Source organism: Streptomyces sp. NPDC057623 (assembly GCF_042800355.1).
Lineage (GTDB): Bacteria > Actinomycetota > Actinomycetes > Streptomycetales > Streptomycetaceae > Streptomyces.
This window is the reverse complement of sequence record NZ_JBHVGZ010000015.1, coordinates 72,740-91,618: the sequence shown is the minus strand read 5'-3', so window position 1 is coordinate 91,618 and position 18,879 is coordinate 72,740. Positions and strand designations below refer to the sequence as shown.

The 18,879-nt window shown below is 70.2% G+C and carries 20 protein-coding genes; 11 read left to right on the top strand and 9 right to left on the bottom strand.

Translation table 11 applies throughout. The features are described 5' to 3' along the window. Window positions 1–62: 62 nt before the first annotated feature. The 9 genes from ACFU95_RS18155 to ACFU95_RS18115 all read right to left on the bottom strand — a co-directional run bounded on the left by ACFU95_RS18155 (window position 63) and on the right by ACFU95_RS18115 (window position 7,987). Window positions 63–1,040 (bottom strand): tyrosine-type recombinase/integrase, encoded by a 978-nt coding sequence (locus ACFU95_RS18155; protein WP_383828474.1) that lies wholly within the window; start codon window positions 1,038–1,040, stop codon window positions 63–65. A gap of 1,477 nt (window positions 1,041–2,517) precedes the next feature. Beyond that, entirely contained in the window at window positions 2,518–3,717 is a 1,200-nt protein-coding gene (locus ACFU95_RS18150; RefSeq protein WP_383828312.1) for a tyrosine-type recombinase/integrase, read from the bottom strand. A 17-nt stretch (window positions 3,718–3,734) separates the two neighbouring features. Beyond that, entirely contained in the window at window positions 3,735–3,929 is a 195-nt protein-coding gene (locus ACFU95_RS18145) for a hypothetical protein (protein ID WP_383828310.1), read from the bottom strand. Window positions 3,930–3,983: 54 nt separating this feature from the next. Then, the gene (locus tag ACFU95_RS18140) at window positions 3,984–4,664 is read right to left on the bottom strand and encodes a hypothetical protein (protein WP_383828308.1); all 681 of its coding nucleotides are present in this window, start codon (window positions 4,662–4,664) and stop codon (window positions 3,984–3,986) included. Further along, a complete protein-coding gene (locus ACFU95_RS18135; protein WP_383828306.1) occupies window positions 4,661–5,122 on the bottom strand; it encodes a GNAT family N-acetyltransferase in 462 nt (153 codons plus the stop codon). Before ACFU95_RS18135 ends, ACFU95_RS18140 begins: the two co-directional genes overlap by 4 nt. Window positions 5,123–5,151: 29 nt before the next feature. Further along, complete coding sequence (locus ACFU95_RS18130) at window positions 5,152–5,871, bottom strand: DUF3631 domain-containing protein (protein ID WP_383828304.1); 720 nt, start codon at window positions 5,869–5,871, stop codon at window positions 5,152–5,154. Then, on the bottom strand, window positions 5,868–6,356 hold the full coding sequence (locus ACFU95_RS18125; protein WP_216586369.1) for a hypothetical protein: 489 nt from the start codon (window positions 6,354–6,356) through the stop codon (window positions 5,868–5,870). Before ACFU95_RS18125 ends, ACFU95_RS18130 begins: the two co-directional genes overlap by 4 nt. Next, window positions 6,353–6,976, bottom strand: coding sequence for a DUF4913 domain-containing protein (locus tag ACFU95_RS18120; protein WP_383828472.1), 624 nt, complete (start codon window positions 6,974–6,976; stop codon window positions 6,353–6,355). Before ACFU95_RS18120 ends, ACFU95_RS18125 begins: the two co-directional genes overlap by 4 nt. Before the next feature lie 255 nt (window positions 6,977–7,231). After that, window positions 7,232–7,987 (bottom strand): DNA-methyltransferase, encoded by a 756-nt coding sequence (locus ACFU95_RS18115; RefSeq protein ID WP_383828302.1) that lies wholly within the window; start codon window positions 7,985–7,987, stop codon window positions 7,232–7,234. Between the two features lie 523 nt (window positions 7,988–8,510). On the opposite strand from ACFU95_RS18115, the gene ACFU95_RS18110 reads away from it, so the two are divergent. The 11 genes from ACFU95_RS18110 (at window position 8,511) to ACFU95_RS18060 (ending at window position 18,794) form a co-directional block, all read left to right on the top strand. Beyond that, complete coding sequence (locus tag ACFU95_RS18110; protein WP_383828300.1) at window positions 8,511–9,641, top strand: C40 family peptidase; 1,131 nt, start codon at window positions 8,511–8,513, stop codon at window positions 9,639–9,641. Window positions 9,642–9,782: 141 nt separating this feature from the next. Continuing rightward, entirely contained in the window at window positions 9,783–10,100 is a 318-nt protein-coding gene (locus ACFU95_RS18105) for a DUF6112 family protein (RefSeq protein ID WP_015662377.1), read from the top strand. Next, window positions 10,100–10,780, top strand: a complete 681-nt coding sequence (locus ACFU95_RS18100) for a hypothetical protein (RefSeq protein ID WP_383828298.1) — start codon at window positions 10,100–10,102, stop codon at window positions 10,778–10,780. Before ACFU95_RS18105 ends, ACFU95_RS18100 begins: the two co-directional genes overlap by 1 nt. Before the next feature lie 35 nt (window positions 10,781–10,815). Continuing rightward, complete coding sequence (locus ACFU95_RS18095; protein WP_383828296.1) at window positions 10,816–12,174, top strand: ATP-binding protein; 1,359 nt, start codon at window positions 10,816–10,818, stop codon at window positions 12,172–12,174. An 89-nt stretch (window positions 12,175–12,263) separates the two neighbouring features. Then, on the top strand, window positions 12,264–13,736 hold the full coding sequence (locus ACFU95_RS18090) for an SCO6880 family protein (RefSeq protein ID WP_383828294.1): 1,473 nt from the start codon (window positions 12,264–12,266) through the stop codon (window positions 13,734–13,736). 59 nt (window positions 13,737–13,795) lie between these two features. Next, a complete protein-coding gene (locus tag ACFU95_RS18085) occupies window positions 13,796–14,266 on the top strand; it encodes a DUF6238 family protein (RefSeq protein WP_383828292.1) in 471 nt (156 codons plus the stop codon). Between the two features lie 23 nt (window positions 14,267–14,289). Beyond that, entirely contained in the window at window positions 14,290–14,832 is a 543-nt protein-coding gene (locus ACFU95_RS18080; RefSeq protein ID WP_383828290.1) for a hypothetical protein, read from the top strand. A gap of 46 nt (window positions 14,833–14,878) precedes the next feature. Next, a complete protein-coding gene (locus ACFU95_RS18075; protein WP_383828288.1) occupies window positions 14,879–16,393 on the top strand; it encodes an ATP-binding protein in 1,515 nt (504 codons plus the stop codon). A 64-nt stretch (window positions 16,394–16,457) separates the two neighbouring features. Continuing rightward, window positions 16,458–17,225, top strand: a complete 768-nt coding sequence (locus ACFU95_RS18070; RefSeq protein WP_383828286.1) for a hypothetical protein — start codon at window positions 16,458–16,460, stop codon at window positions 17,223–17,225. Window positions 17,226–17,425: 200 nt separating this feature from the next. Beyond that, a complete protein-coding gene (locus tag ACFU95_RS18065; protein ID WP_383828284.1) occupies window positions 17,426–18,199 on the top strand; it encodes a hypothetical protein in 774 nt (257 codons plus the stop codon). Between the two features lie 127 nt (window positions 18,200–18,326). Next, entirely contained in the window at window positions 18,327–18,794 is a 468-nt protein-coding gene (locus ACFU95_RS18060) for a hypothetical protein (RefSeq protein WP_383828282.1), read from the top strand. The last annotated feature ends 85 nt before the right edge of the window (window positions 18,795–18,879 follow it).

Sequence of the window (18,879 nt, the reverse complement as noted above, 5' to 3'; positions counted from 1 at the left end):
AAGCTCAAGGGGCCCTTTGGGAGTTGCAAACCAGCTCCCAATCTCACTTCGGAATAGCTCGTCTAGTTCTCGACCGAGCGTGGGCGGGGAAACCCGAGGTCGACTGGGGCTCGTCGCGTGAGCCGTGCAGAGTCGGCTTGTTTGGTGCGGAGGAAGGTCAGGGTCAGGTCGATGCCTTCGATCTCGCCGAGCCACTGCTCTGCCTCGGCGCGCTTGCGGCGGACAAGGAGATCCTTCTCCAGGTCGGTCAGTCGGGGCAGCATCTTGGGGTTCACCTGGAGCATCGGGCAGCGGATGCAGGCGTGCTCATGCTGACAAGGTGATCCATAGGGGCGGGCGCAGTTGCCGAGTTCAACCTTGCGCTTGTCGAAGTGCTCCTCGAACTCCTCCCACTCGCCAGGCGCGATGTCGACGTACTCCCCCTCGGGACGGAGGGACCGACGGTGATTGAGGAACTCCTGGTAATGCTTGACGACGTCCTCGGCGAACACCGCGACGTAACCCTGAGTGGTTTGCAGATTCAGGTGTCCAAGCAATGCGGCTCCGATGTGGATAGGCAGGCCGCCGTTGACGATGTCGGTGGCGAATAGCCGGCGGAAGTCGTGCGGGGTGAACTTGGCGAACGCCGGGTTGGTCGCGCCGATCTCCGCACAGGTTCGGGTGAGCATGTTGAGGACGGTGCCGGCGGCCATGACACCCCGGGTCGTGCCGAGCTGGCGTTGCAGCAGGAACGGCATGGGCTCGGACCAGATTTTCTCGTGGGGGTCGTAGCGGCTGACTAGCGGGATGGTCCGCTCGCTTCGGGTCTGGCGGCGGACGATCTGGGCGACCGCGTGGAAGAGCTCGGCGGACATGGGAATGACGCGCTCGCGTTCGCTCTTGGACGGGGCGATCACCAGGAGGGCGATGACCTCACCGTTGGGCCGCTGGTATTGGCGGATGCTGAGGTGGGTCAGCTCGCAGAGCTCCTCGACCCGAATGCCGCTGTGCCGCAGGACCTCGACGGCCGCCCACTCCCAGAATGCCGCGTCCTCGGCCATGGTCAGGTGGATGGTCTCGCCGGTGCTGTGGTCGATGACCCGGACGGACGGGGCAGAGAAGATCTTGACCCGGCGCCGGTCATCCCGGGAGTCGGTGCGGCTGTAGCGGCGTCCCTGGTGCACGAAGGGTGCGCCCAAGGGGACCGGCGTGGCGGCCTTGAGGAGGCTGTGGAGGTGCTCATAGCGTGCCTCGACGTGCTGGACGAGCACGGGCAGCAGCGGCTGGCGGACTCGAGTGCGGTCGGCCATCCGCCGGTTGATCTCCCGGCGGCTTTTGGCGAAGCCCTTGAGATCGCGCGGCATGATCGGGCAGGGAGCGACCCACTGGGCCCACTGCTCGGGTTCGGCGATGGCCCAGCTGTGCAGGTCGATGTAGAGGCCGCGGACGGCCAGCAGGATGGTGGCGGCGCCCTTGCGGAGCTTGGTCCGGTCCCTCTTCTGGTACCGGAGCTCGGCTCGCCACTGGTCGTAGACCTCTGGGCTGAGCGCGAGGTCCTGCTGGTTGGGGTTGATGCGCTCGACGGCCGCCCAGAACAGGCCGGCGAGGTTGCGGGAGAGCGCTTCGATGGTGATGTAGTCGGTGTCCGCGCGTCGCCGGATGAGGTAGTCGATCAGGAGCTGTCGGACGCCGGCGTTCCTGATGCCGTAGCGGTCGACGAGTTCCTCGACGGTGTACTGGCCGTTGTAGATGAACATCCGCAGCGTCGGGGCCGTCCCGGGCGGGAAGTGCCCCATGCGATGCAGGATCTCCCAGGCGCCCAGGGCCGCGAAGCGGGTGGTGTTGTTGTTGGCTCCGTGAGTGAGGCCGAGCTGCTTGTTCTCCAGCGAGTAGTGCAGCAGGGCGGACGGCGTCAGGTGTTCCAGTGCGATGCCCTGTGTGGTGAGCGCGCAGGTGAGGTCGAACTTCGCCCGCTGGCGGTGGACCAAGTGCAGGTGCGGCTGGGCGTCGACCGTCTTGAAGAACTCGTCCAGCCGCGGGTCGTTCTGAATGATGCGGAACGGGTCGGCGTAGTCGGTGAACTTGTTGGCCCTGAACCCTGGCACGGACGGCTGGATAATCCGCAGGGAGAATGCCATCTTGAGCGCGGAGGTCAGACAGCTGCTGTGGTAGCGGACCTCAGGCCGCCCCAGGATGGTGACCGACGGAGCGTTCACGTCGTTGAAGCCGCTGGCCTCCCACCGTTCCTGCCACGTGTTCCCCGGCAGGGTCGTCAGATGGTGGAACAGCATCCGGATGCCGGCCCGGCGCTGCTCGGCTGACGATCCGCTCTGGCCCGGCAGGATGTCCCTGGCCATTCCGCACAAATCGACGACCTCCGCCTTGGAGAGGTCCCCGAACGGGGCCGGCGGGTTCTCCGGCCGTGGGGCTGGTGCCGCTTTGATGGCGGCGCTGGTGAACCGGGTCGGCTCGGGGCCGGGTTCCTCGCGGAAGGTCTGCCGACGGTTGCGGGCCGTGTAGGTGTCGACCGGGGTGCGGCTAACCACCGAACACCGCCTTGACATCGTCGGGGTGGTATCCCGGTGCGAAGCTCCGCTCGACGCGGGGCCGGTTGTAGTGCTGCTGCAGGGCGTCGAAGAGGTCCTCGACACGGGCGTTGAGGTAGCGGCCAGTGGTCGCCAGGTCGGCGTGCCGCATGATCGCCCGCACTTGGGCGAGGGTGAGGTTGGGGTCGTTGGCCATCCGGTTCGCGGCGGTGTGCCGCAGGTCGTGCAGGCTCCAGTTCGTCTGGAGCCTCTCGTTCGCCCGCTGCAAAACGCGCCGCATCGCCCAGTAGCTCAGCGGTTTGTCGGCGCCGCGGAGGGTGCGGAAGACCGGCTCGTGGGCCGGCGGCAGACCTGTTTGGTCGAGGTAGGCGGCCAGGATGACCAGGGACTGCGGGCTGGCCGGGACCGGTTCGCGGTCGTCGGTGCCCTTGGTCACGACGTAGATTTGCTGACCGGGCCAGTCGATGTCGCCGGGCGTGACGCCCAGGAGTTCACTGGCCCGCGAGCCGCTGGAGACGTAGAGCAAGATCGCCGCGCGGTCCCGGTTGTGTGTCATCGCTGCGAAGAGTTCGCCCCACATCGCGTCCGGGATCGCGCGCGGGTCGGCCTGCCTGACGCGCTGCCGCAGACGGGCCCGCCGGAACACCGGCATGGCGGCGTCGGGCGTGCGGTGGGCCAGGACCTGGCGTTGCGCCCGCGATTCCGGCACTGGATTCACCAGCGGACCGCGGTTGTGGTGCCGGTGGAAGGCGTAGAAGCTGCTGACCACAGTGAGGTTGTGGTTGATCGTGGTGGGCGCGTAGCCGGCCTTGAGGTAGCGCTTGCCGGTCCGCAGATTCACCGAGCCCGGTGGCGGAGCATCGGGGTTCTTCCGGCCGCGCTGCGGGTTCTCAGCGGCACGGAGCCAGCCCACCAGCGCGGAGGCTTCGGCCTCGGTGGCCCGCTCCCAGGCCACTCCGAGGAACCACAGCAGCCTGTACCAGCGCAACATGTCGTACGCGTAGCTACGGCTGGTCAGCGGCCGGTTGTCATCGAGTGCGAGCTCGCGCAGGTACGACGCGATGGGTTCGACGACGACGCCGGAGGCATCGAGGACGGCGTATCTGGGATGTACGGTCTCCAGCTCGACAACTGAGCCGACGCGGGGCACGCTGGCCTGCCCCTCGATCAGCTCACGATGTAGATCCTGCAACTCTGGCTCCCTGGTGTTCAGCTCATCCCGCTCAACGAGCCAGAGAAGGTGCAGTTAACGCACCAGCTGTGCTCGGCATCGTCGCTGTGGTGCTCGGCGAGGACAGTCATCGAGTCCTGCTCGATGCCGATGTGCCCCCAGAACTGATCGGCGACGTGGTCGTTGACGGCTTCGTATCCGTCGAGGCGGAAATCGGGTTCGTAGGTGGGCATCGGTACTTTCGGTCGTGACCCCGGCGGCGCCGTGCGCGTAGCACGGAGCGCGGTTCAGCGGCGGGTACGGGAGACGGCAGGGAGGGTCGGCGGCAGGGGCGCGGGCGTGGTCCCGGGCGGTCCCGCGCGGCGGGGTGCGGTCAGTACGGCGCGGCCGGCATCGGTGAGAGTGACGGGCTGCCCGGCGTGCACCGGGTGCGCGGTGTCGCGCGCCACCAGGCCCATCTCCTCCAGGTGCTGCAGCTGGGCGTAGGAGATGCGGGTGCGGGTGGGCGTCGCCACGGCGAGGCGATGGGTGACGAGGTGTTCATGCAGCTTGGCGCCCTGGGCGATGGCGAGCAGAGCCGCCACATCCTTCGTCGCGATCTGCGGTGGCGCCTGCCGAGGAGCGGCGGCCTCGATCGGCTCCAGCACCGCGGCTGCCACGGATCGCTTCGCATCGCGTACGGCGGCGGCCGTCGCCAGCCGATCGAGGGTGCGCTCGATTCGGGCGAACAGCGCCTGGTCCACGGGCAGTTCACTGGAGGCGAGGCGAGCGAGACGGACACGGTAGAAGGTGACGTCCCGCTCAGCCGCCACCAGCTCGCGGTACGCGTCGGCCAGGGCGGCGTGCGGTGCGTCGAGGAGTCCGCTGTCGCGGTGCCGGCGCAGCTCCTCGACTCCGTAGCCCACGGCGGCTTCGATCCGCTGATCGAAGGCGGTGGGCATCAGCCCGTCGGGCTGTGGTGCGGTCATGGCGGAGCGGTTCCTGGGTCCGGGGCGAGCGCGTCCAGGGCGAGTCGGACCTCGACGTACGGGCCGTCGCGGGTATGCGACGTCGGGCCGAGGCGGTCGAGGAGCCGGAGCATGGGCGCATTCGCCACCTGCGTGAACGCGGACAGGGCGTGGGCTCCGCGCGCGCGGGCGAGGCGGGCGGATTGGCAGGCCAGGGCCGTGCCGATGCCCTGGCGCTGACGGTGGTCGACGACCTGCAGTCCGAGGTCGAAGACCCCCGGCTCCCGGCTGACGGGCCCGACACAGGCAAGGGCCACGGGCCGCTCATCGGCGCCGAGCCCGATCCAGCACTGCGCGTGGGCAAGCAGCCGGGACAGGTCGCGGGGCGTCAGTCGCGTACGGCCCCAGCGGCGCAGCAGGTTCTGCTCGGAGCACTGCGCGTGGAAGGCGGCGACCAGGTCCCAGTCCGCCTCCGTCACCCGCCGACTCCGCGCGAGGGCGGGGTGCCTCAGCAGGAGCAGGTCGGGCGGGCGGCCAGCAGGTCGGCGCGCCGGTAGGCCCGGTAGCGGCTGCCGTCGGCCGCGCGCGGCTTGCAGGGCCGTACTCCGTAGCCGCGCAGGAGCAGACCCAGCCGCAGCGGGTTGAGGTCGGCGTAGCTCCAGCGCCCCTCAGCCTGGCCGGGCAGACCGCGCAGGCGCTCGACCAGCTCCGCGGTGCTCACATAGTCCGGGGCGCCCTCGTCGTCGAAGACGGCGAGGCAGGCGTGCACAATCGTCTGCGGGCTGCTGGGGCAGGACAGGAACTCCTCGCACGCGTCCTCGTGGACGTCGTCGAAGTCGTCCAGGCCGTCCGGCTCTTCGAAGTCGTCGAACCCGTCGAAGTCGTCGAAGTCCGGGTCGAAGCCGGGCTCCTCGTCCTCCAGCGGTTCGTACTCGGACGGGGGCTCAGCTTCGTACGCGGCTGCGCAGCAGCAGGAGGTGGCCAGGAGCGCGCTCAGTTCCGCCCCGGCTGCCATCCGTTCGACCAGCAGGTCGGTCAGGGTGCTGAGCTGCTCGGTGGGGCTGACGCCGGGAGGCTCAGTGCCGGCGAACTCGGCGAGCTGCTGGTCGAGTTCCTGGATCTCGACGAACACGTCGAGGATGGCGCGGTGGTGCGGGTTCTCGGTGACCTGGGCCGGCGCGAGTACGGCGGTGGCGACCTGGTCGATCAGGGTGGGGAACTGCGTCAACGAACGGGGCCCTTCAGGGTCGGGGGCAGTGCGGGTCGGGGAAGGCCGGGCATCACATAGGGCGGTGGTCCCGGCTTGGGGACGGGCGGGCGGGTGCCCAGCTGCGGCGAGCGGGTGCGGGCCGCGTGGGTGCGCTCGCCCAGGGGGCGCCGGCGGATGCCGAGGCGTGCGCGGGCGGTGTCGTACACGTCGTGCGCCTCGCGCGGTCGCACGGCCACGACGTGGATTTCGGTGGTGTGCGTGGAATTCGCGGGCGCCGGCCGCTGGGCGTAGACGATGCGCCAGGCATTGCGGTGATCGACATAGACCTTGCGGCAGCCGGCGAGGTCGCGGGTGAGCTTGGCGCCGAACAGACGGGCGTTGACGACGTCCTGGAGCTGGGCCAGTGCCAGGTCGCGGATGTCGCCGGGGGCCTGCAGGAGATCGGTCAGGGCGCGAGGGTCGAAGGACAGTCCGAACGCCGGCCGGTCCTCGTGGCCGGTCATCCGCCGGCCTGGCCCAGCTCGCCGGACTCCTCGTGGTCCTCGTTCTCCTCGGTGGCGGAGGTGTTCCGGTTCGAGGGACGAGGGCCGGGCAGCAAGCGGTGCGCGGGCCGGTCCGGATCGGTCATGCACGCGGACAGCGGACCGCCAGCGGCCCGGACGGTGGCCATGGCGTGGGTGAGGAAGTCCCGGTGCCACACGAACAGGCCACTCAATCCGGCCTCGGGATCCTTGTGCTGCTGGTAGGCCAGCCACAAGGCGTGAAGCCAGGCGACGACGTCGGCGTGCTCCTGCCACTGCTCGCACCACGGGGCGGCGGTGGTGACCTCTGCTCCGTAGACCCGGAGGAGGAAGTCGTCGACCCAGTCGGACAGGGCGTCGAGTTCGTCCTCGTACTCCTCGTCCTCCAGCTCGAGAATCGGACGCGGCTCGGGGGGCGCGGGGGTGGGCGGCAGGCCGGCGAACCCCGGTAGTCCGTAGGCGGCGAACGGCGAGTCCGGTAGCGGCGGTGCGGCGGAGAGGTTATCGATCTGGCGGCCGTGCTCTGCGGATCGATCCAGCAGCATGGCGACGTTCGCCTCGACTCTCGCCAGCTCGGCCTCCGGCAGCCGAACCGGCTCCATCTCTTCCTCTTCCGAGGGGAGATGGCGGTCGGATATCTGGACCGGATCCTTCTCCGCGTCGTCCGGGGGGTTTATGGATTCAGGCACGAAAAGGGGTCTCCTTGGGCCGCAGCCATAGGGCGTTGATTGCGGCTCCAACCATCCGGAGAATCCCCGGTTTCGGTAACCGGGACTTCGCTGCTATAACGCTGCACGCAACGCGGCGGGAGCACGTACGAGGCGCACCCATAGCCGCGTCGCGCGCCAGGATCAGCGTCAGACGGTCAGCGTCAAGTCATCCTGGGAAAGGGTCTGTTGCAGCGTCTCGGTGAGGCGGTCGGCGGCGATCTCGGCATAGTGCTTGGTCTTCTCGACGCCGATGAAATCGCGGCCCTCCAGCAGGGCCGCGACCCCGGTCGAGCCGGATCCGCAGGTGAAGTCGAGCACCGTGCCGCCCGGTGGGGCGATCTGCACCAGCTCACGCATGACGGAGACGGGCTTCTGCGTGATGTGCTGGCGCGCCTTGCCGCTGGGCTGCGAAGCGCTGTAGAGGCCCGGCAGGTAGACCGGATTGCGGGCGGCGTCAATCGGGCCGTTGGACGCCCAGACGATGAACTCGCAGTTCTGGGTGAACCGGCCCTTTTGCGGCCTGGCCTGCGGCTTGTGCCAGGCCAGGACGCCCCGCCAGAGCCAGCCGGCGGCCTGGATGGCGTCCGTGGTGATCGGCAGCTGGCGCCAGTCGGTGAACAGCAGGGCGGTGCCGCCGACCTTGGTGAGCCGGTGCGCCTCGGTCATGATCTGGGTCAGCCAGAAGCCGTAACTGCGCTGGTCCATGTTCTCGCCGGTGAAGTCCGGCAGCTCGTGGCCGGCGTCGGCGGAGGTGTACTTCTGCTTCGCGGACCGGGAGGTGCGCTCCTTCGCCGTCCGCCCGCCGCTGTTGTACGGCGGGTCGGTGATGACGGAGTCGACGCAGTTGTCGGGCAGTTCGGCGAGGACGCTGAGCGCGTCGCCCTGGTGCAGGGAAAAAGGCAAAGAGATACCCCGATTCGGGTCGTGTGAGATGGGGGAGAGACGCTCCAGCTCGCCTGGATGACCCCACTGGACCGAATGCGGGCGGACGGCTCCGCGGTCTGCGACGTGAGGGGGCGAGGGGAGGAGCCAAAACTGTAGGGCACGATCCCCGGTTGAGCGCTATCGCCGCCAAAAACCCCGAAATAGAGCCTTGATCACGAAGGATTTCGGCAACCGGGGATCCGCCCTTACTGTTTTGGAACTGCCAGGCGGACACCGCCGATGGCGCATCCCCGCCCCCTGCCTCGTGGAGGTATTCCCATGTCCTGGCACACCTGACCCGACACCCCGTGCCGGTGCGAGCGGCAACTCGCAATGGCACCTGGGCCACCCGAATTACCCACCACCCGGACGTCGCGCCCTTTCCTCAACGACGCACGCGCCGCCGGGATTTCACCAAGGACCACGCTGTGACATCGCTCTATCCTCCCCTGCCCGCGATCCGTCCGCCGGCCCGTGACCGCCTTCCGGGAGGCGGACCGGATTGAAGGGCATAGCCGCCGGGATCGGCGTCGTCGTCCTCTCTCCGCTTCTGCTCGCGGGCACCGCCATGATGATGGCGACCTCCAGCGAAGCCTCGACCACCGCGTCCTTCAGTGGATGCCTGACCGGCATCGACACCGGTGAGGTGACCAAGGAGGTAACCAAGCTCCTGGACGGCGCGTCCGGTAAGGATGTCCACATCCAGGGCCTGGACCTTCCGGCCGAGCAAATCCCCAACGCGCAGACCATCGTGGCCACCGGCATCAGCCTTGACGTGCCCAAGAAGGGGCAGATCATCGCGATTGCCACCGCGATGCAGGAATCGCGGCTGCGCAACCTCAACTCCGGGGACCGAGACAGCCTCGGCTTGTTCCAGCAGCGCCCCAGCCAGGGTTGGGGCACTGCGCAGCAGATCCGCGATCCGGTCTACGCCTCCGAGCGCTTCTACAAGGCGCTGCTCAAGGTCGACGGCTGGCAGCAGATGAAGGTCACCCAAGCCGCCCAGGCCGTCCAGAAATCCAGCTACCCGGACGCGTACGCACAGTGGGAGGACCTCGCCACGGCGCTGCAGAAGGCCATCGCCGCCACGTTCCCGAACGCCGACAAGGACGAGACCGCCAAGGACTCGGCCAAGGACAAGGATGCCGAGTCCAGCTCCGGCGGGTGCACGCCGGACAAGGACGGCACCTCCTTCGGGCGGATCCCCGAGGGCAGCGTCCCGAAGGGATACAAGATCCCCAAGGATGCCGACCCGAAGGCCCGCAAGGCCATCGAGTGGGCCATGCACCAGCTCGGCACGCTCTACCAGTGGGGCGGCTCGTGCACCGATTCCCACGGGCCCGACCCGATGGGCCGCTGCGACTGCAGCTCGCTGATGCAGCAGGCGTATGCGCACGCCGACGTCAAGCTCACCCGGACCACGTACACGCAGGTCAATGAGGGTAAGGCCGTCTCGGCGAAGAGCCTCAAGCCCGGTGACCTGATCTTCAGCCGCGGCACCGCCGCCCGGCCCGAACACGTCGGCCTCTACATGGGCGAGGGCCTCGTCATCGAGGCGCCGCGCACCTCAAAGCCCGTCCGCATCACACCGATCAAGGACTGGGCCATTTTGGCCGTCCGCCGCGTCCTCTGACGCCGCGCGCCGCCCGGACGTCTCCCGGGCCGCGCCCGCCGGGCCCTCTTCTCGCGCCGCCAGCGCACCCCTCCCCTCTCTCTTTCTTCCCTTCCGCCGGCCCCTGCACGGCCCGCGCACGCAAGGAGCCCCGCCACACCTATGCCCATACCTCTCGCAGACCGCGCCGCCGTCCTCCTCGCCTACGACCCAGGCATCTCCCCCAAGGGCGGCGGCCTCCCCGGCCTGTCCGTGCTGAAGAACGTCGTCAACTCGATCAACATGTTCGGGATCATCGCCGTCGTCGGCGCCCTCGCCGTCTCCCTCGGTGTGTGGGCCTGGGGCCACCACACCGGCGGTCACCAGGCCGAGGCCAACGGAAAGAAGGGCGCGGTCGTCGCGGCCGGCGCCGCCCTCGGCCTCGGCGCCGCGAACGGCATCGTGGCGTTCTTCTCCGGCCTGGGGTCGCAGGTCCACTGATGCCGAATCGACTCCCCTCCCTGTCCGGCTACGGCGTGACCTGGTCGGCCAACAAGCGCGTCGCGATCGTCGCCCTGGTCATCACCGCGCTGCTCGCCCTCGCCGCGACCGCCGCCTGGTTCACCGGCCGCGGTGAACACCACGACAACGGCAACACGCCCTCGCAGGCGAGCAGTTCCTCACCCACCGAAGCCGCGCCGAAGCCCTCGGCCGGGTCGGGGTCGGTGCCCAAGCCTCCGCAGATCGCCGAACCGGTCGCCTTCGCCAAGGCCGCGGCGGCGATGCTCTGGTCGTACGACACCCGCGACACCAGCCGTGACCAGCAACTCGCGGGCATGCGGGCGTGGATGACCAAGGAGACCAAGTACAACGACTGGGCCTCCGTGTCCGGTCAGGTCCCCGACCCGCTGCTGTGGTCGCGCATGGCCGACCAGGACCAGCACGCCAGTGCCACGGTCACCGAAGGCCACTACCCAGGCGCGTTCAAGCAGGCCCTCGCCGAGGACCCGTCCGCGATCACCGAGGCGTACATCTACGTCGTCACCGTCAACGGCAAGCAGCAGATCGAGTGGAAGAAGGGCGGCGGCGGAGCCGAGGACCGCGCCGTGACCCTCGCCGTGCAGTGCCGGCCCAACCACGACTGCACCCTCGCCGCCATCGCCCCCAGCGTCACGCAGTGACCCACCTCACCGATAGCTAAGGAGGCCACCTTCCCTTGGGTTTCTGCGACTTCCCCGTAGCGGACAAACTCTGCGCCGTCGGCGAGGCCGTCGACTTCGCCTCCGATCCCGGCAAGGCGATCGGCGACTGGATGGCCAAGAGCGCCGGCGAACTCGCCGCCGCCGCAGCCGACCTGGCCGCCAAGGCGGTCGACGCCACCACCAAGGTCGACTTGAACGCCGGCTGGTTCCGCGACAACTACGAGATGCTGCTGCCGATCGGCCTGGTCATCCTGGTCGGGACATTCTGTGCACAGCTCATCCGAGCCGCCGTCAAACGCGACGGGCAGGCCCTCACCCAGGCGTTCACCGGCACAGCCTCGGGCGTGATCTTCGCGTTCGCCGCCATCGCCCTGACCACCGTCGCCATCGAGGTGGTCGACGCCTTGTCCGCCGGGCTGTTCAAAGCCTCACACCTGTCCATCGAATCGGCCGTACGCCGCATCGTGAAGGTCTCCCAGATCCCCTCCTTGGCGGGCCTGGGCTGGCTGGTGGCCGTGTTCGCCGGGCTCGGTGCCGCCGTCGGCGCGTTCCTCTACTGGTGCGTGATGATGGTCCGCAAGGTCGGCATCCTCGTCATGGTGACCTTGGCGGTATTCGCCGGGGCCGGCGGAGGCTGGGAGGTCGCCCGCCGCTGGCGGCGCGGCTGGATCGAGGCCACCGCCACCCTCGTCGTCAGCAAGTTGCTGATGACCATCATCTTCGTCCTCGGCATCGCCGCCATGGGCAGGACCGAGGCCAAGGACGGCCTTGGCGCACTCGCCGACGTCATGGCAGGCATCGTGATCATGGTGTTGGTGCTGCTCTGCCCGTACGCCACCTTCAAGTTCGTCCACTGGGCGGCCGAGGGCACGGACGGAGAATCGATTCACCGCGCCGCTGGTGCCGGCGCCCAGCTCGCCCGGCAGCACGCAGAGAAGGCCACCCGCAAGGCCGCCGCCGCAGTCGCCACCGCCGGAACGGGCGGCGCGGCAGCCGGAGCGAGCGCCGCGCAGGGGCCCGAAGCTGCGGGCGGCGGATTCCCCGGCGACATCGCCGCCAACCCCACCGGAGGAGGCGGCGGCCAGGAAGGCCAAGGCTCCCCGAGTTCCGGAGGCGACGGGATCAAGAACGGCCTGGAGAAGGCCGTCCAGCCGCCCCCGACCAGCCCTCGCGACGACACCAGCGGCCAGGTAGGCGGCGCACCCGGAGGCGGCGGCGGTTCCGCATCGGCCCCCAGCGGCGGCAGCGGCTTCATGTCGCAGCCCGGCGGCGGCGCCTCCACGCCCCCGCCGCAGGGTGCTCCGCCGGCACCGAACGCGGCCGGCACCTCCAGCGGGACCGGTACACCGCCGCCCTCGCCCACCGGCCTGTAGCTCCTGCCCGACTCCGGGGCGGCACGCGCTGCGCACCTCTTCGCCGCGTGCCGCCCCGGCCACCGCCCCGCGCACCCCCGGAACGGCCCTTGTCTGATCTCACCGTCACACCGCTCACCGTCAAATTCCCCCACCGGTCCAGACGCGGTATCCTCCTCGGCCTCTCGCTGCCCCAACTCGTCCTCGTGTCCTGCGCGTTGGCGCTCCTCCTGGTCACCGTGGTATCCACTGGACTGCTCGGTGCCATCGCCCTGACACCGCTGTGGGCCGCGGTCGCCGCCCTGGTCGCCATCCGCCGGCACGGCCGCTCGCTGATCGACTGGACGCCGATCGTCCTGCGCTTCGCACAGCGGCGATGTACCGGGCAGACCCTGTGGCTCGCCCGGCCCGTCACCCGCCCCCGCCAGGACGGCGTCCTGCACCTGCCCGGCACCGCCGCCTCGCTGCGGGTGGTCACCCCCGGCGACTCCGCCAACGGCGCCGCCGCCATCCACGACCCGCACCACCAGACCCTGACCGCCATCGCCCGGGTCTCCAGCCGGGCCTTCGCCCTGCTGGACCCTGCGACCCAGAACCACAACGTCGCCGGGTGGGGCCGGGCCCTGGCCGGCATCGCCCGTACCGGACACGTCGCCACCGTGCAGGTCCTGGAGCGCACCGTCCCCGACAGCGGCGACACCCTCGCCCGGCACTGGAGCCAGCAGGGTCACCCCGAGACGCCGGTGGCCGGGCATGTCTACAGCGAACTGGTCGCCTCCGCCGGACCGGCCGCCGCCCCGCACGAGGCGTACCTGGCCATCTCCCTCGACCTGAAAGCCGCCAAGCGCCTCATATCGCAGGCCGGCGGCGGCCTTCCCGGCGCCTTCACGGTGATGGAGCAGACCACCAGCTCGATCGCGCAGGCCGCACGCAGCGCCGGACTGGTGGTGACCGGCTGGCTCTCGGCGCGCGAGATCGCGGCCGTCATCCGCACCGCCTACGACCCCAAGGCGCTGTCCGCCCTGCAGCAGTGGTCGGAGTCCGGTCGGGCCGAGGCCGACCCGGCCGCCGCCGGGCCGGTGGTCCAGGTCGAGGAGTACGACCGGCTCGCCACCGACTCCGCCCGGCACGCCACCTACTGGGTCGAGGACTGGCCGCGCACCGAAACCTCGGCGGGCTTCCTCCACGGGCTGATGTTCACCGCCGGAGTCCGCCGCACCCTGTCCCTTATATACGTGCCCCAGGGGCTCGAGTCCGCGATGCGCGACGTGCAGCGCAAAAAGGCGGCGATCATCGCGGACGCCAACGAGCGCTCGCGCCGCGGGCAGGTCGACTCCGAAGCCGACAGCGTCGAGTACGCGGACGTGAAGACCCGCGAGCGTCAGCTGATCGCCGGGCACGCCGACGTCGCGCTGACCGGGCTGCTCACCGTGTCCGCCGAGACCGACGCCCTCCTCGACGCCGCCTGCGCGCAGATCGAGACCGCCGCCGTCACCGCCCAGGTCGACCTGCGGCGCCTGAACTTCCAGCAGCCCGACGCGTTCGCGCTCGGCGCCCTCCCCTTGGCCCGCACTGCCCTGTAACCCCCGCACCCGGCCCCCGCCGACATCCTGCCGCCGCGGCAGGAAGGAACCTTTCCCCTTTGACCTCTGCCATCCCCGACGGTGACGCGTACCCGTACCTACGGGCCGCCAGCGCCGGCATCCGCCACCACTCCCGCACCCTCGCCCCGCGCGCCCAGCACCCGGCCTCGGCCGCGGACCGCGTGCACCTCGACGTGCTGCACGCCCACCTGACCGCGCTGCACCAGCTGCTCGACCAGCTCGCCGAGACCACCCGGCCCCCGCATCCCGCCGCCGGCCGGCAGCTCGCCACCGCGCATACCCGGCTGTGGCAGGCCGCCGCTGCCGTCCACGACGCCTTCCACCTCCTGCCCGCGGTGGAGGCGACCGCGGCGGGCACCGAATGCCACCCCGAGCGCCTCCCCGAGGGACCGCCCGTCCTGACCATCTGCCAGCGCCACCTCGCCGCCGGCCACGTCGTACGGCGCAAGACCACGCCAACCGACCTCAACACCCCAGCGCCTGGCCACACCACGACCTGCGCCCAGTAACCCCCACCACCGAAAGGCCCTGCATGCGCAAGCTCATGCGCTCCACCTCCACCGCCGTCATCGTCGCCACCCTCGCCGGCACCGCCGCCCTGGCCACCGCCGCGCCGGCCTCCGCCGCCAGCTACCACTGCACGACCAGCACCAAGTCCATCGACGACGCCGCCTACGACGGCGCGTGGGCCGACAACTGGGACTTCACCGTCAAGCTGTGCGCCAAGCAGTCCGGCGACTACCTCTACAGCTACGCGTCCCTCTCCTGGGACGGCCCGGCATACGGCCAGGTCGACGACCCCACGATCTTCGACGGCGCGTACTTCAAGGTGCAGGCCAAGAAGTCCGTCTCGGGCACCGACCCGGTCCTCAAGCAGGCCAACTACCACGGCATCGAAGCCGCGTTGGAGAACAGCGACTCCAACGCCAACTACAACAACCACTACACGACGCCGGTCATGAAGACGAAGGTCGGCGCGGCCCGTGTGCTCACCGACGGTGAGCTGTACCTCGACTGGAACAACGACGGCAACGGCTACGGACGCCACCAGTTCACCGCCTCACCGGTCGTGTGACCCCGCGCCCGCCCCACGACCTCCGCCCGCCGAAAGCCACCCCGTCATGAGCCACCGGCCCGCGCGCCGCGCCCGCCGAGCCAGCGCAAGCCCCCTGTTCACCCCGCACGGCACCGACCGCGCCTCCCGCAAAGCCGCCCGCCGCCAGCTCGCCGAGGCCGCTGCGAAGGCCCGCACCGAAGCAGCCGCCCACACCAGCGGCGCAGGCGTGCAGGAACAGCAGATGCCGGCGCCGCTCTACCCGTCCGCAGGACGGCCCGGCCCCGCGTCCTCACGCAACAACAAGATCAAGTTGCCCGCCCACCGCATGACCACCGCCACCGCTTCCGGGGCGTACCCGTTCCTGGCCGAGGGCGGACTGGGCGCCGAGGGCATCTACATCGGCCGCGACGTGCACGCCGAAGCCTCTTTCTGTTTCGACCCGTTCGCGCTGTACGGCAAGGTCGAGGGCTTCACCAACCCCAACGTCCTGCTGGCCGGGGTGATCGGGCAGGGCAAGTCGGCCCTCGCCAAGAGCTTCGCGCTGCGGTCCATCGCCTTCGGCTACCGCGTCTACGTCCCGTGTGACCCCAAGGGCGAATGGACTCCCGTGGCACAGGCGTTGGGCGGCACCTCCATCGCCCTCGGACCGGGCCTGCCCGGCAAACTCAACCCGCTGGACGCAGCGCCGCGCCCCAACAGCGTGTCCGAGGCCGACTGGGCGGGCGAGATCCGCAAGAGGCGTCTGCTGCTGCTCGGCTCCCTGGCCCGCACCGTCCTCGGGCGGGACCTGCTGCCGATGGAGCACACCGGCCTCGACGTCGCCCTCGACGCCGTCGTCACCAGCGCCGCCGCGAGCGGACGCACTCCACTGCTCGGCGACATCGCCGCCACCCTCAACAACCCCGACGAACTCGACCGGGTCGGCGGCGTCATGTCCGGCCGCCTCGGCGACGCGTCCCGCGACCTGGCCCACGCCATGCGCAGGTTGGTGCACGGTGACCTTGCCGGCATGTTCGACGCTCCCAGCACCGTGGCCTTCGACCCCAACTCGCCGATGCTGACCATCGACCTGTCACGTCTGGGCGGATCCGGCGACGACACCGCCCTCGTCCTCGCCATGACCTGCGCCTCCGCGTGGATGGAATCCGCGCTGTCCGACCCGAACGGCGGCCGGCGCTGGATCGTCTACGACGAGGCATGGCGCCTGATGCGCCACCCCGGCCTCCTCGCGAGGATGCAGTCCCAGTGGAAGCTGAGCCGCGGCCTGGGCATCGCCAACCTGATGGTCATCCACCGGCTGTCCGACCTGCTCACCGCCGGTGACGCCGGATCCCGCGGCCGGGCGCTCGCCGAAGGTCTCCTCGCCGACTGCTCCACCCGCATCGTCTACCGCCAGGAGACCGACCAACTCCACGCTGCGGCAGCGCTGCTGGGACTGACGTCGGTGGAAGCCGACGCGATCTCCCACCTCAACCGAGGCAGAGGGCTATGGAAGGTCGCGGGGCGCAGCTTCATCGTGCAGCACCTCCTGCACCCCCACGAGCTGGCGCTCTTCGACACCGACGCCCGTATGCACTGACCCCAAGATTTCCGACCGCACCAGCCGCCACCTGCGACTTTTCAGCCCTCACCACCGGGAACCCATGCCCCCAGCCCGCACCGACCTGAACGCCTTCGCCACCGACCTGGCCTTCCGCCTGCCCGGCATCTGGAACAGCGAGTACCTCCACCACGCCGCCTACAAAGACCAGTTCCCCATCGCAGAGCAGCTCTGGGACCGCGGTCATGTTGACTGGGTCGTCAGCGAGTTCGTGCTCGCCCACGCCGCCGTCCTGCACGGCCCCGGCGGCAGGCGCCTCTACATCACCGACCGACCGCTGCATCCGAACCAGTTCGTCGTCGCCCCGCTTGAGCCGGACGACGCCCACCTCAAGCCGCACCACTTCGTCGGCGTCGCCGAGCCGAACGGCATCGCCGTCCCCAATGACCTCGTGCGCGCGTCCACCCGGATCGCCCGCCGGCTCCTGCCCCGCTATGAGCGAGCCCTTGAGGCCGTACGCCGCAACGCCGCCGAGCAGCCCGAGCCGCCGCACCGCCCGCCTCCGCCGCAGGTTGCCCAAGTGGTGACGCTGACCTGGTACGACGACGGGGCACTTGGGGCGCCGTACGCGAGCGTGCCGGAACAGGCGCGGATGACGCTGTACGCCCACGGATTCCAGTACCACCCGCACCAGGCGGCCTTCCTGCTGCCCGCAGCGTACGGCGAGGACGGCCGCGCTCTGCGGATCCAGGCGGTGGCCCGCCGCCTCGGCGAGCAGGGCATCGGCGTGAACCTGCGTCATGCCGCCCCGACCACGACCGCCGTGCTGCCGCCCTCGCCACCCACGGCCGTCCGCAGCCATCACCGGTGACCGCACCTTCCCGCTACCGCGCACGTCCAGGAATCCGTGTGCCCTTCTCGTACAGCGCCAACAGGCAGGTGCACTCGCTGACCAGCGCATTCCACTCCACGCGGCTGCAGGGGCGGCCCCGATGACGGTCCGCGTCACCACCGGGGAGGTGCACATTGCGCTACCTCGGCACCCCCTCGGGGCCTGACATACGGGCCGCGATGAGCGCTGGGCGCATCGGCTGTATGACCACCCCCGCGCAAGGCAGCCGCATCCCCGAGGGCTCCCTGTATGCCTGCGACAACTCCAAGTTCGGCAGCGACGGCAAGGGCCGCTACTGGCCCGGCGCCGAGGCGTGGTTCGCCTGGCTGTCCCGGACCATCGAGAGGTACGGGCCGGATCGCTGTCTGTGGGCGCTCGCCCCGGACCAGCCGTTCGACGCCGCCGGCACCCTCACCGAGTCGCTGCCGTGGCTGGCCCGCATTCGAGAGCTGGGCGTCCCCGCGGCCTTCGCGGCACAGGACGGCTGCGATCAACCCGGCCTGCTGCCCTGGGCCAGCTTCGACGTCCTCTTCCTGGCCGGATCGACCGAATGGAAACTCGGCCCGGTAGCCGAACGGCTGGCCCGCGAGGCGAAGGCCCGGGGCAAGGGCGTGCACATGGGCCGCGTCAACTCCCGGTCCCGACTGGGGATCGCCGAGTGGTTCGGCTGCGACAGCGCCGACGGCACCTACCTCGCGTACGGGCCCGACAAGAACCTCCCCAAGCTCCTCAAATGGCTCGACGAACTCGACGGCAACCCCTCCCTCCTCGGCGGCTCGCACCCCTTCGGCGCTCCCGACGCAGCGCCGAGCACCTCACCCCCGCGCCCAGCAGCTCGCCGCCGCGCACCACCAGGTCAAGCGGCTACCGCCAGAGCACAGATGTCCCCGCTCGCGGGGTCACACGCTCCTGCCGTACCGCCGGCCGGACGTCCAGGCGCCCGAACCCGCTGACCGCGCCGTCACCCGCCGCACACGCTCAGGAGTCCATCTGCCCTTCCCTTACGACCAGGTCAGCCACCTGCACTCGCTGGCCGAGCGCATCCACAACGCGGCCGACGAGCTGCCGCTCACCGACTCGGTGCACTCCGGCGCCGACAACCTCGATGACCTCGACGACAGGACTCGCGACGTCGCCGGACTGATCACCCACCTCACCACCGCGGCAGCCTTCGCCGCGCGCACCGTGCGACGCGGACGCGACCCGGAATCCGACATCACCCGCCGTACGGTCGCCCAGCTCACGCGCACGGCGGGCGCCCTGGGGCACGCCCTGGCCGACCTCAGCGAAGCCGTCGCCCATGCCGGCGCCCTCCACCAGCTCGGCTCTCTTCCCCGCTCCGCGCAGCGCACCACGGCCATCGAGTCCGAGCGCTCCCAGCTGCACGCCCGGATCGACAGCACGCGCCGCCGACTGAACCAGGCCGGCGGTCGGCTCCATCAGCAGGCCGACCGGCTCGCCGCTGCGCCGACGCCGAGCCGCAGCCCCAGCACGACCAGCACGATCCCTGTCACCCCGCCCAGCCCTGCCATCTCCCGCAACCGCTGATCCCTTCCCGACCAAGACCCTGGAGCACACCCATCCACACCGCCCGCCGTGTCCTTCCCCTGCTCGTCTGCGCCGCGCTGCTCAC